This window comes from Caldalkalibacillus uzonensis, from assembly GCF_030814135.1.
Lineage (GTDB): Bacteria > Bacillota > Bacilli > Caldalkalibacillales > Caldalkalibacillaceae > Caldalkalibacillus > Caldalkalibacillus uzonensis.
This window is the reverse complement of record NZ_JAUSUQ010000001.1, coordinates 439,625-455,083: the sequence shown is the minus strand read 5'-3', so window position 1 is coordinate 455,083 and position 15,459 is coordinate 439,625. Positions and strand designations below refer to the sequence as shown.

Annotated in this window: 14 protein-coding genes and 2 riboswitches; of the genes, 10 read left to right on the top strand and 4 right to left on the bottom strand. The window is 47.9% G+C overall.

The features are described 5' to 3' along the window. Window positions 1-4: 4 nt before the first annotated feature. The 3 genes from J2S00_RS02305 (at window position 5) to J2S00_RS02295 (ending at window position 1,215) form a co-directional block, all read left to right on the top strand. Window positions 5-373, top strand: a complete 369-nt coding sequence (locus J2S00_RS02305) for a prepilin-type N-terminal cleavage/methylation domain-containing protein (protein WP_307334967.1) — start codon at window positions 5-7, stop codon at window positions 371-373. Window positions 374-438: 65 nt separating this feature from the next. Then, on the top strand, window positions 439-798 hold the full coding sequence (locus J2S00_RS02300; RefSeq protein ID WP_307334966.1) for a ComGF family competence protein: 360 nt from the start codon (window positions 439-441) through the stop codon (window positions 796-798). 6 nt (window positions 799-804) lie between these two features. Continuing rightward, complete coding sequence (locus tag J2S00_RS02295; RefSeq protein ID WP_307334965.1) at window positions 805-1,215, top strand: hypothetical protein; 411 nt, start codon at window positions 805-807, stop codon at window positions 1,213-1,215. Between the two features lie 29 nt (window positions 1,216-1,244). Here J2S00_RS02295 and ilvA read toward each other — a convergent pair whose 3' ends face one another. After that, window positions 1,245-2,453, bottom strand: coding sequence for a threonine ammonia-lyase (gene ilvA, locus J2S00_RS02290; protein WP_307334964.1), 1,209 nt, complete (start codon window positions 2,451-2,453; stop codon window positions 1,245-1,247). A gap of 149 nt (window positions 2,454-2,602) precedes the next feature. On the opposite strand from ilvA, the gene J2S00_RS02285 reads away from it, so the two are divergent. Together J2S00_RS02285 and J2S00_RS02280 are read left to right on the top strand one after the other, a co-directional pair. Next, window positions 2,603-3,139, top strand: a complete 537-nt coding sequence (locus tag J2S00_RS02285; RefSeq protein ID WP_307334963.1) for a shikimate kinase — start codon at window positions 2,603-2,605, stop codon at window positions 3,137-3,139. A gap of 52 nt (window positions 3,140-3,191) precedes the next feature. Beyond that, on the top strand, window positions 3,192-3,416 hold the full coding sequence (locus J2S00_RS02280) for a YqzE family protein (RefSeq protein WP_307334961.1): 225 nt from the start codon (window positions 3,192-3,194) through the stop codon (window positions 3,414-3,416). Between the two features lie 81 nt (window positions 3,417-3,497). Here J2S00_RS02280 and J2S00_RS02275 read toward each other — a convergent pair whose 3' ends face one another. Beyond that, entirely contained in the window at window positions 3,498-4,310 is an 813-nt protein-coding gene (locus J2S00_RS02275; RefSeq protein ID WP_307334959.1) for a YqhG family protein, read from the bottom strand. Next, the gene (locus J2S00_RS02270; protein WP_307334957.1) at window positions 4,307-6,013 is read right to left on the bottom strand and encodes a DEAD/DEAH box helicase; all 1,707 of its coding nucleotides are present in this window, start codon (window positions 6,011-6,013) and stop codon (window positions 4,307-4,309) included. Before J2S00_RS02270 ends, J2S00_RS02275 begins: the two co-directional genes overlap by 4 nt. A 137-nt stretch (window positions 6,014-6,150) precedes the next feature. Further along, window positions 6,151-6,242, top strand: a riboswitch (glycine riboswitch). A gap of 2 nt (window positions 6,243-6,244) precedes the next feature. After that, window positions 6,245-6,392, top strand: a riboswitch (glycine riboswitch). A gap of 128 nt (window positions 6,393-6,520) precedes the next feature. On the opposite strand from J2S00_RS02270, the gene gcvT reads away from it, so the two are divergent. The 4 genes from gcvT to lipM all read left to right on the top strand — a co-directional run bounded on the left by gcvT (window position 6,521) and on the right by lipM (window position 11,439). Further along, window positions 6,521-7,624: a glycine cleavage system aminomethyltransferase GcvT gene (gene gcvT / locus J2S00_RS02265; protein ID WP_307334955.1), complete on the top strand. Its 1,104-nt coding sequence runs from the start codon at window positions 6,521-6,523 to the stop codon at window positions 7,622-7,624. A gap of 90 nt (window positions 7,625-7,714) precedes the next feature. Beyond that, window positions 7,715-9,070: an aminomethyl-transferring glycine dehydrogenase subunit GcvPA gene (gene gcvPA, locus J2S00_RS02260; protein ID WP_307334954.1), complete on the top strand. Its 1,356-nt coding sequence runs from the start codon at window positions 7,715-7,717 to the stop codon at window positions 9,068-9,070. After that, window positions 9,063-10,538 (top strand): aminomethyl-transferring glycine dehydrogenase subunit GcvPB, encoded by a 1,476-nt coding sequence (gene gcvPB, locus J2S00_RS02255; protein ID WP_307334952.1) that lies wholly within the window; start codon window positions 9,063-9,065, stop codon window positions 10,536-10,538. Before gcvPA ends, gcvPB begins: the two co-directional genes overlap by 8 nt. Window positions 10,539-10,599: 61 nt before the next feature. Beyond that, entirely contained in the window at window positions 10,600-11,439 is an 840-nt protein-coding gene (gene lipM / locus J2S00_RS02250) for an octanoyltransferase LipM (RefSeq protein ID WP_307334950.1), read from the top strand. 89 nt (window positions 11,440-11,528) lie between these two features. On the opposite strand, the gene dat is transcribed toward lipM, so the two are convergent. Continuing rightward, a complete protein-coding gene (gene dat / locus J2S00_RS02245; RefSeq protein ID WP_307334948.1) occupies window positions 11,529-12,404 on the bottom strand; it encodes a D-amino-acid transaminase in 876 nt (291 codons plus the stop codon). A 388-nt stretch (window positions 12,405-12,792) separates the two neighbouring features. Here dat and J2S00_RS02240 point away from each other — a divergent pair, with 388 nt between their 5' ends. After that, window positions 12,793-15,363, top strand: coding sequence for a vitamin B12-dependent ribonucleotide reductase (locus J2S00_RS02240; protein WP_307335221.1), 2,571 nt, complete (start codon window positions 12,793-12,795; stop codon window positions 15,361-15,363). Window positions 15,364-15,459: the final 96 nt, after the last annotated feature.

The window sequence follows — 15,459 nt, the reverse complement described above, 5'->3', positions numbered from 1 at the left end:
GCCGGTGGCGCGTCGCCAACAGGGTTTTTTTCTGGTTGAAGTGATCATCGCCTTGTTCGTTTTTTCCCTAGTCTGTGCCATGCTGTTTCCGATGTGGCAAGTTTTGCAGGAAAAAAGAATCGAACAGCAGCACAAGAGTTTAGCACTTGATATAGCCCAAAATGAGATGGAGCGTTTTCGAGCTGGTTTTATTGATGACGAGGAAACAGAACGGGAGATTATACTTCAGGAGCATCAGTTTCAGGTTAGGTGGCACCTGGACAAGCAGGTCAATTGGGAAGAAGGAAAGGTAGAGATTGAGTGGACTACGCTGGGAGAGGCAGGGAACAAGAACAGGTTAGTGTTTGTTGTCTGCAGAAACAGCAAGGATTAACCTTAATTGAACTGATGGTGTATATGGGGTTGCTTGGCATTGTGTGTCTATTAGTATTTCCAGTGTTGAATTATTTTCTTGCCGTGTCCCAATCATGGCAGAGTGCATTGCCTTTAGAAAGGGAGGCCCAAATTTTCTTTCAGCAGTTTGAACGGGAAGTACAGCAGGCACAGGAGTACAGTATAGAAGGTCAGCGTATACTTTTCTTCGATGAAAGTGACCGGATCACTTATGAAAAGCATGGTGATGTGATCAGACGCCAATTAAATAGTGAGGGGCATGTTGTGATGTGTCAATTTGTCAAGCAAGTTTCATTTTCGCCGGTTAACAACCAACTCTTTAGCATTGATATAACTCTAGAGAAGGATGGACAGCTGTTTCACACCCAACGCTGGATAGGATTACGAGCGGTAAAAGGGGAATGAATGACAATGGGAAGTGTGAGCTGGAACAAGGAAGAAGGTTATGCTTTATATTGGGTCATGGTCGCTTCCCTGTTCTTGTTTCTTATTCTCACCCATCTGCTTAGTACCCATGTTTATCAAGCGCAGATCATCCGGGCTAAGGAACTGGATGTGCGAGCGCAAAATATGGTTTTATCAGCAGTGGTGATCTGGACAGCGGAAGAGCGTCAAAATCAAGCAGGTAATAGCACAGCAAGGATAACGGAGAGGGTCATCGATCTGGAAGATGGCACAGTAACCATTAATCAAGTAACAGAGATTGGTGAGGATGTGGTCCTCACCGTTGAAGCACAGGTCAAAGACAGTGACGTCAAAAGGAGAGTGAGAGTGACTGTTGATCTTGGAACAGGGGAAATCACCGCCTGGCGAAATTTGTAACACAGAACTAAATGAGGTCAACTCATCCATTATACTTTCTTTATGAAATGATAGCCACTTTCAGTAAGCTTAGTCTCGATCGCCTTGATATGCTTATGGTCCCTTGTCTCCATAGCGATCTCAATTTCTGTTTGGCCAGGTTTGAGACGGGGGCTGATACGATAATGGTTAACGGAGATGACGTTTGCTTTCAGGTCCGCCAACAGGGTCAGCAGGCGGCTCAGGTTTCCGGGCCGGTCCGGTACAACTGTAACAATACTGAGATAACGCCCCGCTTCAATCAGTCCCAGTTCAATTATCCGGGAGACAAAAGTAATATCCACATTGCCGCCGCTAATAATCACAGCCACTTTTTGTTGCTTTAGGTTGAGCTTACCGTTTAACAGGGCCGCCAAACTCACCGCACCGGAGCCTTCAACCAGTAATTTGCTCCTCTCCAACAAATACAGCATGGTACGGGCGATCTCATCTTCACTTACGGTCACCACATCGTCTACATATTGTTGTACAAGGTCAAAAGTTAATTTCCCAGGTCTTTTGACTGCGATGCCATCGGCGATCGTCCCTTGGGTGGTGACTTGCACAAGCTGCTGGGCATTCAGTGACGAGAGCATGCTGGGACACTGGGCTGCTTGGACACCGTACACCTTAATGTGAGGATGAGATGCTTTTACCGCAAGGGCAATACCCGCAATAAGCCCTCCGCCTCCAATGGGGCAGACGATGCTGTCCACATTGGGAAGCTGCTCCAAAATTTCAAGTCCAATGGTTCCCTGACCAGCGATGACGTGGGGGTCATCGAAGGCGTGAACAAACACAGCGCCTGTTTGTTGCTGTTGCATCTGGGCAAAAGCAAGGGCTTCATCAAAGGTGTGCCCATGCAAAATCACGTTAGCCCCGTAGTTTTTAGTGGCTTCCACCTTGGCCAAAGGGGCACCTTCCGGCATCACTACCGTACAGTTGATTTGAGCCCGGCTGCTGCTATAGGCTACCCCTTGAGCATGATTGCCGGCTGAAGCAGCCACCACTCCCCGTTTTTTTTCCGCTGCTGTCAATGACATCAGTTTGTTGTAGGCCCCTCGGATCTTGAATGACCCAGTTTTTTGTAAATTTTCCAATTTTAAATAAACCTCGTTATTGGTCAATGTGCTGTATGTATGTGAAAAATCAAGGGGGGTCGTATGGGCAATGGCACTCACCACTTGACGGGCAGTTTTAATATCCTCTTGGGACAGCACAAGGGATCCCTCGCAATCCTTTACGTTTTTTTATTTTTACTTTATTAATATTATCGGATCTGTTATAGATTACTCAAGAGGCACTTTTGGGGTTCAAAAAGACGAGGGCCTATCACCTGTCCGCATGGCCCAGGAAAAGGGGTTTTGTTATGAACTGTATGACTATCTGGGGATTTATGGGAGCTGGCAAGAGTACGATCGGCCGGGCCTTGGCCCAAAGATATGCCTGGAAATGGATTGACAGCGATACGGAAATTGAAAAACAAGCAAAACTAACCATACCCGACATTTTTCAACGTTATGGGGAAAGTTACTTCCGGCAGTTGGAGACCCAGTTTTTAGAGGATTTGTGGCACCAAGTCCAGCGGAACCAACCAGCGTCTGAACTGTTGGTTATAACGACGGGTGGAGGTATGCCCATTCAGGAAGAAAACCGGCGTTGGTTAAAAAAATTAGGCATCAGCATTTACCTGCACGTTCCGTTTGATACCATTGTCGACAGGCTGAAGAGGGACAGTCAGCGCCCGTTATGGGACGGTACCCAGCTTGAGGCCATGAAGTGCAAATATGAAGCCCGTTTGCCCTACTACCGTCAAGCAGATGTGATCATTGAAACCCAAGGCAAATCTGTGGAAGAGATCGTCCAAGACATCGCGGCGGCGATTCGTCACTGGCGATCAAGCTGACGTATAACTGGAACCGTGTCGGGGTATGCTGATAATGAAGGAGGGTGACAGCATGTCCTCGCAGGAACTCATTAAATTTTTAACCCAAACATTGGTGAAGTATATGGACACTCCCAGCGATGAACGGAAGAAACGGAAGCACATGCGGAAGGTGCAGCGTGGCGAGTGGCATGTCCATTGGTTTGGCATGGTTCCGGCTGCTTTAAACATGTTGTTGCGTCCGCTGGTACAGCTTGTGGGTAAAATGCCTCCCTTGAATAAATGGTTAAAAGCATAAGCATGAACAGGACCCCTCTGGGAACATGTTATCCCGGTGTGTCCTGTTCTTTTTTATGGACAGAATTCGAGACCTTTTAGTTCATATGACATTCAGCTTTGTTCGGGGATGGGTTTTCAGGTAAAACAAGCCCATATTAATAGGAATCACTTCAATTTTGGGTCGGTATTCCTCAATTTCCTCCAACCGCCTCTGTAACACTTCTTCCTCATGATGGCTTTGTTGGAAAAAAGTACGGATCAGTTGTGCCTCGTTATCTAAGCGTGCGTTGGCCTCTTGGGCCCATGTTTTGTCCAGGCAATCAAGGTAATCATGGAGATACATTTCAATCCGCTTCAGCGCAGACTTAAGGGAAAAAATGGGCGTTATTGTAAAATGGTAGTCAGGAATTTTGGGTGTTAAACGGTATTGATCCAGCACTTGGTCAAAGGGGGCCATAATTTCCCCGTTGATCAGGTTAAAGCCCAGGGGATAAAATAAATCTTTTTTCTGATCACTGATAAAAGAAATTTTATAATTGATACAAATCCACGGGGTGAGTCCGCGGGTGGAAGAGGATTGTGATACTTCTTCATACAGGCGGATAAACTGGCCGTGCTTTTGACAGGACTGAAAGATCTGATGCAGGCGCCAGCACCCGAAATGAATCAATTCGGTGCGGCTGCCGGTGTTATCTGGCATCTGTTCCGGATCAAAACAGAAGGTGATGGTCATCGGTTCCGGTTCAGCACCGGTCCGCTCCACAAACATCCAATAATAATGACGTTCCATAATATCCTTATCGGCCTGCACAGACAATTGAACGGTCAGATGGGCAGGCCCTTTGTCAATAATGGTGCATTCTTGTGCCTGTACATATTGCTCCACATAGCGATACAGCTCTTCACTGGTCATACAGACTCCCCCTGTTCTGCACTTATTTGTGCTTGGTTTTTGATTCTGCCTTGAACCGATTGGATATAATGAGACAAGTTCTCTAATTTTATTTCCATTTCACGTGTGGATTCTGATTTCAAGACAATATCGGTCAAGTTATCCTCAAGGGATTGATTGAGCTCTAGACGGTCAATGATCTCGTCCAGCTCCCCGATCACCATTTCAAACAGATTAATTTTTTCGTACAGTAAATGTAAAATATACGCTTCGATGGTACCTTTGGTGGACAGGTTGTAGATGTACACATCCCTTTTTTGGCCTAAACGGTGCACCCGTCCAATTCGTTGTTCAACACGCATGGGATTCCACGGGAGGTCGTAATTAATAATATGGTTGCAAAACTGCAGGTTGATGCCTTCACCACCAGCTTCGGTGGCAATCAAAACTTGAGCCCGCTTTTCAAACAACTCGGTCATCCAATCCTTTTTGTTGCGCCTGAAACCACCCCTGAAGGGGACTGATGTAATGCCGTGTTCATACAAGATGCGTTGCAGGTAGTCTTGTGTGGCCCGGTATTCGGTAAAGACAATCACTTTATCCCCAATATCCTTAATTAGCTCGACCATTTTCTGGGCTTTGGTATGGGTTTCAATCTTTTTGATTAATGAAATAAGCTCCCAGATTTTTTGCCGTAAGGGAGAAAGTTCGCCGCATTTTTGAAACATGTTGTACAAGGTAAGGAACGTAGCTTCTTTGCTGGAGCAGACTTCTTTTTGGAGTGTGATCAAGGAAAAAATGTTGGCGATGCCCAATTCCTGCTGATAATGTTCCCGTACAAAACGGGTGACGGCATCATACAATGTTTTTTCCTCAGGAGAGAGATCCAGGTAAATATTATGGACAAACCGCTTGGTAAAATGGACCCCTCCGTCCTTGCGCATGTTGCGGATCATCACTTTAGAGAGCAGCGCTTGCAGTTGCTCGTTGTTTTTGGTTTGGCGTTTGCCCTTTACATAATGTTTCTGAAAAGCCGGAGCATCACCCAAAACACCAGGGCGCAGGAGGGAGACCAGGTGAAACAACTCGCTTATTTCATTTTGGACAGGGGTGGCAGTGAGCAATAGACAATATTTTTTCTTTAACTGCAGCATAAACTCATAATTCTTAGATTTTGGGTTTTTAAGCTTGTGGGCTTCATCAACAATGATCATGTCGTATTCCTGCTCCAGGACATGCTCACGGTGGGGAGGACGCTTGGCTGTATCAATCGAAGCGACGAGAATATCACACTGCTTCCACATATACTCCTTTTTTTGGGCTACGGCTGGGATGGCCAATTTTTGGGTCAATTCCTTGGTCCATTGGATGACCAGGGAGGCGGGCACGAGAATCAGGGCCTTTTTGACCAGCCCCCGCACCATATACTCTTTTAAAATCAACCCGGCCTCGATCGTTTTGCCCAGTCCCACTTCATCAGCCAAAATGGCCCGGCCATGCATCTCGGTCAACACTTTTTTGGCTGCCTCTATCTGGTGGGGGTAAGGCGTTAAATTGGGCAGATGATCGAGACAAGCCAGAGAATCAAAGTCAGGAATCATTAAGCTTTTTTCAGCTTGTAAGGCCAGTTGGAACAAATCAAGCTTATCCCAGGGTCCATCATCCTTGATTTTCTGTTCCAAGGTAGGAAGCCAGTCATGTTTAAAATAGATGGGGATGTTCATCTGTGTCCACTCCCCTTATCACTTTTGAGGTGGAAATCTTGTTGTGATCGTGGTACGATTAACATAGAACTCTGACAGACAGGTATCACTTAGTATAAACGGAACATCTGATACTTATAACAAGTTCAAATGGGCGAATGACTGTAAGGGGAGAGACTACCTTAGGGTAGCGCCGAAGGAGCAAGCCCGGCCGGGTGAATCTCTCAGGCAAAAAGACTCTTACAGGACGCATCTCTGGAGAGCGTTCAGCACCGTTTAAAGCCACCCACCCGACCAATTTATCCAGGCCAGTTTACAGCAAGCTGTCTTACAAGCAGGTGCTGAACCACCAAAGGGGAAACCCGGTAACAGGGCAAACTCTCAGGTTCAAGGACAGAGACCAAGTTACCCTTCATCCGTTAAGGGCTTGGTTGTGCTGTCCTTTTTCTGTGCAATCAACAGGGATAAAGGGGAATGAGGAAAAAGAGCAGAGTTATTACAATGAGCAGAATATAGGAGGTGGATGCTGTGGCTGGTTTGCGCAGGACGCCACTCTATCCAATTTATGAGAAATATGGTGCTAAAACCATTGATTTTGGTGGCTGGGAATTGCCTGTCCAATTTAGCAGTATCAAAGAGGAGCACGAGGCGGTACGTACCAAAGCGGGGTTGTTTGACGTATCCCATATGGGTGAGGTGACGGTCAAGGGACGGGATGCCCTGACCTTTTTGCAGAAGATGGTGACCAATGATGTCTCCCGCCTGGTTGACGGTCAAGCACAGTATACGGCCATGTGTTATCCTGACGGAGGAACTGTGGATGATTTGCTGATTTACCGCAAGGCAGAGGATGATTACCTCCTGGTGATTAATGCAGCCAACATTGAGAAGGATGTGGATTGGTTACAAAAACATGTGGAAAGCGACGTTGAAATCAAAAATATTTCGGCTGAAGTGGCCCAACTGGCGCTGCAGGGACCGGTGGCTGAATCTGTTTTGCAAATGATAACAAAAGAAGACTTAGGCCAAATTAAATTTTTTCGCTTTAAAGAAGACGTCGATTTAGATGGTGTTAAGGCCCTTATGTCCCGTACCGGGTATACGGGAGAAGACGGCTTTGAAATTTACCTGGACTCCAGGGATGCCATCGATCTGTGGGAGAAGATTATGGAAGCCGGCAAGGATCATGGGGTGCTGCCCTGTGGGCTGGGCGCCAGGGATACCTTGCGCTTTGAAGCTCGTCTGCCTCTGTACGGCAACGAACTGGGCCCGGATATTACGCCGATTGAAGCGGGGATCGGCTTTGCCGTAAAGGTGGACAAAGAGGTTGATTTTATCGGCAAAGAGACGCTCAAAGACCAGAAAGAAAACGGGGCCCCCCGCAAACTGGTCGGAATCGAGATGATCGGAAGGGGCATCCCGCGTCATGGTTATCCGGTCTTCGTTGGGGAGACACAAGTTGGCCATGTCACCACCGGGACCCAATCCCCTACTTTGAAGAAGAATGTAGGGCTGGTTCTTATAGACAGAGCGTATGCTGATCTGGGACAGGAAGTGGAGGTTGAGATCCGCCACAAGCGCATTCCGGCCAAAGTGGTGAAAACCCCGTTTTACCAGCGGCCAAAACAATAATAATGCCAAACCAATGAAGCCCTGTGTTAAAGGGAGCTTCGCAGCACAGACGGCTTTAAATTTAAACGGTGAGCTGAAGGAGGGTTTATGGTGAAGTTCCGCTATCTGCCAATGACAGAAGAGGATAAGCGCCAGATGTTAGAGGACATTGGGGTTAGCTCCGTAGAGGAATTGTTCTCGGACATTCCTGAACAAGTGAGATTTAAGGGCAAGATGAATCTCCCCAAGCCCATGGATGAAACTGCGTTAACCAAACACATGATGAGATTGGCTGAACAAAATGCCCATCAGTTGAAGTATACCTCTTTTTTAGGTGCTGGCACTTATGAGCATTACATTCCTGCCGTCGTGAACCATGTGATTTCCCGGTCTGAATTCTACACAGCTTATACCCCGTATCAGCCGGAGATCAGCCAAGGTGAATTGCAGGCTGTGTTTGAATTTCAGACGATGATTTGTGAACTGACCGGCATGGATGTGGCCAACTCTTCCATGTATGACGGTCCCACTGCGCTGGCTGAAGCAGCGGCCATGGCCTTTGGATTTGGCAAGGCCGACAAAATTGTGATCTCCCGTGGTGTGCACCCCGAGTCGCGCCACATTTTGCACACCTATGCCACAGGATTGGGTATGGAGATTGTTGAAATCGGCTTAGTCAATGGAGTGACCGATCTGGATGAATTGGCCAAGCAAGTGGATGAAAACACGGCTGCTGTGATTGTGCAGCATCCTAACTTTTTAGGGTACCTTGAAGATTTGGCACGGGTGGAAAGCATTGCCCACAGTATCAAAAAGGGGTTAATGGTGGTCAGTTCCAATCCCCTGGCTTTGGGCATCTTGGAACCACCTGGTAAATACGGTGCTGATGTGGTGGTCGGGGATGTGCAACCGTTTGGCATCCCGTCCAGTTTTGGGGGTCCTCACTGCGGTTACTTTGCCGTGACCAAGTCTTTCATGCGTAAGATTCCCGGCCGGCTGGTCGGTCAAACAACAGATGAAGAGGGAAGACGGGGCTTTGTCTTAACCCTGCAGGCCAGAGAACAGCATATCCGCCGTGATAAAGCGACTTCTAACATTTGTTCCAATCAGGCCTTAAATGCCATTGCGGCTTCAGTGGCCTTGTCTGCGCTGGGGAAAAAAGGCGTGCAAGAGATGGCCCTGCTCAATATTCAAAAAGCCCAGTATGCCAAACTGAAACTGAGTGAAGTGGATGGAGTACAACCGGCCTTCGACCAGCCCTTCTTTAACGAGTTTGTGCTTAAGCTGCCCCGTCCGGTGGCTGAGGTGAACAGCGAACTGCTGGAACATGACATCATCGGTGGTTATGACTTGGGACGTGATTATCCTGAATTGGCGAACCACATGCTGGTTGCTGTGACAGAAATCAGAACCCGGGAAGAGATTGACCGGTTTGCTGCGGTACTGGGAGGGATGATTAATGGTTAAATCAGGAGAAAAAGCCCTCATTTTTGAAATGAGCCAAGAAGGGCGTGTGGCCTATTCCTTGCCGGAGAATGATGTGCCTGAAGTGGACATCACCGAAGTGATTCCTGCCGAGTTCTTGCGCCAGAAGCCGGCTGAGCTGCCTGAGGTGTCGGAACTGCAATTGATTCGCCACTACACTGAGCTGTCCCGCCGCAACCACGGAATTGATTCCGGATTTTATCCTCTTGGATCATGCACGATGAAGTATAATCCCAAAGTGCATGAGGATGTGGCCCGTTATACCGGTTTTGCCCGCATCCACCCCTATCAGCCTGAGGAAAGTGTGCAAGGGGCTTTACAGCTGATGTATGAACTGCAGCAATACCTGAAGGAAATTACAGGAATGGATGCAGTTACTTTGCAGCCGGCTGCAGGCGCCCAGGGAGAGTGGACCGGATTGATGATGATCCGGGCTTATCACCAGTCCCGTGGCGAGGGAGAGCAGCGGACCAAAGTGCTTGTCCCCGACTCAGCCCATGGCACCAACCCGGCCAGCGCCAAGATGGCCGGGTTTGAAACGGTGACCATCCCGTCCAATGACAAAGGGTTGGTGGACCTTGAAGCTTTGAAACAAGCACTGGGACCTGATACAGCAGCATTGATGTTAACCAATCCCAACACCTTGGGACTGTTTGAAACGGAAATTGTGGAGATTGCTGATTTGGTGCATGCTGCTGGCGGCTTGCTCTATTATGACGGGGCCAATGCCAACGCCATTTTGGGCAAGGCACGGCCGGGTGATATGGGGTTTGACGTGGTGCACCTCAACCTGCACAAAACCTTTACCACACCCCATGGCGGGGGAGGACCGGGTTCCGGGCCGGTTGGTGTGAAAAAGGAGCTGGTCCCCTTTCTGCCCGTTCCAGTCTTGAAAAAAGAAGGTGACCGCTATACATTTGATTATGATTTGCCCCACTCTATCGGGCGTGTTAAGGCTTACTACGGCAACTTTGGCATTAATGTGCGGGCGTATGCTTATATCCGTACCATGGGAGACGAAGGCTTGCGCAAAGTATCGGAGTACGCTGTCCTTAACGCCAACTACATGATGCGCAAGCTGGCTCCTTATTTTGACTTGCCTTATGACCAGCATTGCAAGCATGAGTTCGTGCTCTCCGGCAAGCGGCAGAAGAAACTGGGTGTGCGGACGTTGGACATGGCCAAACGTTTGCTTGACTTTGGTTTCCATCCGCCAACCATCTACTTCCCGCTCATTGTGGAAGAATGTTTGATGATTGAACCAACGGAAACAGAGTCGAAGGAGACATTGGATGAATTTATTGATACGCTGATCCAGATTGCCAAAGAAGCTGAAGAAAAACCTGAGATCGTGCAGGAGGCGCCTCATCATACGGTTGTCCGCCGGCTGGATGAAGTGACTGCAGCGCGGAAACCGGTTGTCCGCTGGTATCCTGCTGCACAGGATTAAAGATCAACATCCGTCTAAGCATCGCCCTAAATTCTGGCAAAATACAGGAGCTGGAGCAATCATGTCTGGAAAAGAAACATGGCGGTTCTTGGATACCCCGGGTCTAGACCCGGCCACCAATATGGCCCTTGATGAAGCGGTACTGCTTTTGCACGGGGAAGGCAAAGTGCCTCCCACCATCCGCTTTTATACCTGGCAGCCACCCACCTTGTCGATTGGTTATTTCCAAAAGGTTGAGAAGGAAATCAACATGGAGGCGGTCCGCCAGCATGGCTTGGGCTTTGTGCGGCGTATCACGGGAGGGCGGGCCGTTCTTCATGATCAAGAATTAACGTATAGTGTGGTGGTTAAAGAAAGTCATCCCCTCATTCCGTCATCGGTCACAGAGGCCTACCGGGTACTCAGCACCGGCTTGCTTTTGGGATTTAAACGGCTGGGTTTGAACGCTTATTTTGCTACCCCGCAAACGGAAGAAGAGAAAAATGAGTTAAGGCATCCCCGTTCCAGTGTCTGCTTTGACAGTCCATCATGGTATGAGCTTGTTGTTGAAGGACGCAAAGTGGCTGGAAGTGCCCAGACCAGGCAAAAAGGGGTTGTTCTCCAACACGGCTCCATTCTGCTTGATGTAGATGTGGACCTGTTGTTTGAGGTATTCAATTTTGCCAATGAGCGGGTGAAAGAACGCCTCAAGCAGCAATTTTTACACAAAGCCGTAGCTATCAACCAATTACGGACAGATCCTGCTTCTATGGAAGAGGTGAAGGAGGCTTTTAAGGCCGGGTTTACGGAAGCTTTGAATATCCGGTTAGAGGAGGATGGATTAAGCAGGGAGGAAGAGAAGCTGGCCCATACCTTGATCCGGGACAAGTATGGCCAAGATGAGTGGAATTTTAGAAGATAGCAAGCTGACACATGAAACTGGTGTTCAGAAACTGAAGTTACTAGGGATTGGCAGATCGGAATAATAGCGGGCAACAGGAAAGGTAGGCTCTATGAGCCTACCTTGCTGCTTTGTCTTAATTTGGAAATTTGTTGGTCGAAAGCCTGCTGCAGCTCCTGTGTGATCTGGCCCCGCTGGCCATTTCCGATTGTTTGTTCGTCTACTTGAACGATGGGGATAATCTCACTTGTGGTACTGGTAATAAATACCTCATCTGCTTGTAACAAATCATTGACAGAGAACGTTTGTTCGTGTAGAGTAAAATTGAGTTTGGTGCACAAATCAATGATGTATTGGCGGGTAATCCCATTTAAGATCAGGTTGGTTGCTGGGTGGGTATATAACACACCCTGTTTAACCATAAACACATTGGATGAACTTCCTTCGGTCACAGTTCCGTTCCGGTGCTGGATGGCTTCAAACGCCCCATTCTCCGTGGCTTTTTGTTTAGCCAGCACATTTGGCAGCAAATTAACCGTTTTAATGTCACAGCGCAGCCAGCGGATGTCATCCACCAGGGCGGCCTTGACGCCCTCATGCTGCTGTTTGAGCGGCCGTTCCATACGCTTGGTGTAGGCCACCAATTGGGCTTCAACCTCCGGAGTGGGAAACCCGTGATAGCGCGGTGCCACTCCTCTGGTCAACTGGACATAGATCATTCCTTCAGCCAGGTCTGTGCGCTCAACCAGATCAAGCAGGCGCTGTCTTAGTTCCGGCAAAGATAAAGAAAGCTTTAATTGAATCTCAGCTGCGCTTCGTTTCAAACGCTCCAGATGCTGATCCATCAAAAATACTTGTCCCCCATAAACCCGGATCACCTCATAGATCCCATCGCCAAACTGGTAGCCTCGGTCTTCAATATCCACTTTGGCGTCTTGGCGGGAGACATAGGATTGATTTAACAAAACAATATCGGTTTCGCTCACTTGTTACCCCTCCTATCGATATCATCTATTTTACACAAAAGAATAAAAATTGAAAACCGGCAATGTCCTATCTTAAAAAGATAAAAAATGCAAGGCTTAAAATGATGCAAAAAATGAAGCATGAGGGAGCTTGGCCGATTAATGAGCATGCTAACCGTTAAAAATGAACGATTTGAAGAGTGGACGAATGAATCAAAATATGATCCATACAACAACATGTTGTATTTCTAAAAAAATAACACACAATATATTGTGTTTCGTTCTAAACTATGATAATGTAGAAGACACAACATGAATTTGTACATAATTTACTAATCATATGCTACAATCACCTGATTTATTCTTATCTGCTTAATTTAAAGGAGGCTTGTTCATGAGTACCATGCTGATCACATCAGCACAAGGGGAAGATATGCAAATCAATACAGCCCGTCTGAACGAGGATATCAAGCAATTCCCACAGGTTCACCCCATTACGCCAGACATGCACCGCACCTTAAAAGGGGTCTCCAGGCTGGTGATGCTGGACCGCTATGCTTTTAAAGACATCGAAAAGCGTACGTTGAAAAAAGGTGATTTTGTTGTTTTAACAGTAAAGGAGGATCCTAAATTTCCGGCTCGGGGCTATGGTTTTGTTCTGGATTTTGACCGGAGCCGGGGGGTGGCCAAAGTTTGCGTGGATGAATCGTTCCGCGGTGTGCTGGAAGACCCGCAAGAAATGGAAACCGGCATTATTGAGGTCTCCCTTGATGTGGTGGAAAAGCCGCTGGAAATTTTTTATGAACAAATTGCCAAGCGCGTCGCTACGGGACTGTCGGCTGTTGAGACGGATCCGGGACAACAAAAGAAAGCTTTTCATGATTTTTACGAGGAACTGGTCAATATGAATTTTGTTCCGGCCGGCCGTGTCCTGTACGGTGCAGGGGCGGATATTGACGTCACATTCTTCAATTGTTATGTGATGCCTTTCCCGCATGATTCCCGCGGAGGCATCGCTGAACACCGCAAAAAAGTGATGGAAATCATGAGCCGCGGCGGCGGAGTGGGCACAAACGGCTCCACTTTGCGCCCGAGAGGGGCTTTATGTAAAGGTGTGAACGGCAAATCAAGCGGCTCTGTATCCTGGCTGGATGATATTGCTAAACTGACTCACCTGGTGGAGCAGGGAGGAAGCCGCCGGGGAGCTCAAATGATTATGCTGGCCGACTGGCATCCTGATATCATTGAATTTATTATCTCCAAAATGCAAAATCCGCGTGTGCTGCGTTTTATTATCGAAAAGGCTGAAGACCCGCGCATCAAAAAGACAGCCAAAGAAAAATTAAAATTTACCCCACTTAAACCGACCGAAGTGGAGATGTACGAAAAGATCCTGGCTATTCACAGGGAAGCGGAGGATTCCCCGTTCAGCCGGGAGATCATTGAAGATGTGGAGAGAAAGCTGGCGGATGGTGGCGTCTATGACGTACATAATCCCGACTTTCTCACAGGGGCCAATATCTCTGTCTGTCTGACCAAAGAGTTTATGGAAGCTGTTGAGAAGGATGCGGAGTACGAACTGCGCTTCCCGGACATTGAAAATATGAGCGACGAAGAAATGGACATTTACAATCGCGAATGGCATAAAATGGGGGACGTCAGAGAATGGGAAGCACGGGGCTATAAAACCCGTGTCTATCAGCGGATTAAAGCAAGAGAACTGTGGAAGCTGATCAACATCTGCGCCACCTATTCGGCTGAACCGGGTATTTTCTTCATCGATAATGCCAATGAAATGACCAATGCTAAAGCTTATGGCCAAAAAGTGGTGGCCACTAATCCATGTGGGGAGCAGCCGTTGGCCCCGTACAGTGTTTGTAACCTTGCTGCTGTTAATTTGGCACAAATGGTGGACAAGGACACGAAACAGTTTAATTATGAAAAGTTGAAAAAGACAGTTCGCACCGGTATTCGTATGCAAGATAACGTGATCGATGCCACCCCCTATTTCCTGGAGGAGAACACCAAGCAAGCCAAAGGTGAGCGCCGCATCGGCATGGGGGTCATGGGGCTGCACGACGCATTAATTTATATGGAAAAAGTGTACGGCTCAGCAGAAGGCAACCAAATTGTGGATAAAATCTTTGAAACGATTGCTGTCACAGCCTACGAAGCCTCCATTGAACTGGCCAAAGAAAAAGGGAGCTTTCCATATTTAGTGGGTCAAACGGAAGAAGAAACCCGGAAGCTGAGGGAAGCGTTTATTAACACGGGCTACATGAAACGCATGCCCGAACATATCCGCCAGGACATCCTTAAGTACGGGATCCGCAACTCCCATTTGTTAACCGTAGCCCCTACAGGTTCGACAGGAACGATGGTCGGGGTCAGCACGGGCTTAGAGCCCTATTACTCCTTTACCTATTACCGTTCTGGGCGTCTGGGCAAATTTATTGAAGTGAAAGCGGACATTGTGCAGGAGTACCTTGAACGTCATCCAGAAGCCGACCCGAATAATCTGCCAGAGTGGTTTGTCTCAGCGATGGATCTGACACCGGAACAACATGCGGATGTACAATGTGTGATCCAGCGCTGGGTGGACAGCTCTTTAAGCAAAACGGTCAATGCGCCCAAAGGATATACGGTTCAGCAGGTGCAAACCATTTATGAACGCCTGCATAAAGGTGGAGCCAAAGGTGGCACCGTGTATGTGGACGGTTCCCGCGATGCTCAAGTGCTCACTTTAACGCCTGAGGACCAAACCTTTGAAGAAAATCAATCCCTCTTTGAAGATTGGGAAAAAGAAGAAAGCAAAAAGCAATACGTCGTTGAAACAATTCCGGACGTAAAAGCCACTAAGGTGACCTATGGGACCGAAATTGGAGAAACTTGTCCCATTTGCCGCAAAGGAACAGTAGAGGAGATCGGTGGCTGCAACACGTGCAACAATTGCGGAGCCCAGTTGAAATGCGGACTGTAAGCTTGTTATCCGCTCGCCTGTAAATGTGTTTGTTAATATGAGTGCCTTTCCGAAAACGGGCTGCCCCGCAGGGTGCTGATGCACTTCCGGGGCAGC